1 protein-coding gene is annotated in these 476 nt (G+C 55.3%); it reads left to right on the top strand.

Annotated features, from left to right (window positions below):
• Nucleotides 1-476 (top strand): HAD-IC family P-type ATPase (locus FHL16_RS33880; RefSeq protein WP_138739125.1); only part of this gene is annotated, 476 nt, incomplete at both ends.

Here is a 476-nt window from a genome sequence, read left to right as displayed (position 1 = left end):
GGGCTCACCACCGCTCGGGCTGTCGCCAGGGAGATGGGGATTGAAGAAGTCCACGGTGAAGTGAAACCTCAGGACAAAGAGCGTCTGGTCGCAGACCTCCAGCAATACGGCCGGAAGGTCGCCATGGCTGGTGACGGTATCAACGATGCACCGGCCCTGGCGCGAGCAGATGTGGGCATTGCCATGGGGACAGGGACTGACGTTGCGATGAATAGTGCGCAACTCACGCTGGTAAAAGGCGACCTGATGGGGATTTTACGAGCAAGGGCACTTTCGGTCGCAACAGTAAAAAACATGCGGCAAAACTTGGGTTTCGCCTTTCTTTACAACTCGATGGGTATTCCCCTTGCCGCAGGCTTGCTCTATCCACTGACGGGACACCTCCTGTCGCCAATGATCGCTGCCATAGCCATGAGCGTCAGTTCTGCATCTGTAGTTTTCAATGCATTGAGACTGAGGAATACCCGAATTGACTG

It is taken from the genome of Pseudomonas sp. FSL W5-0299 (assembly GCF_005930655.1).
Lineage (GTDB): Bacteria > Pseudomonadota > Gammaproteobacteria > Pseudomonadales > Pseudomonadaceae > Aquipseudomonas > Aquipseudomonas mandelii.
Note: the sequence above shows the minus strand (reverse complement) of the source record. Positions and strands in the feature narration are given on the sequence as shown.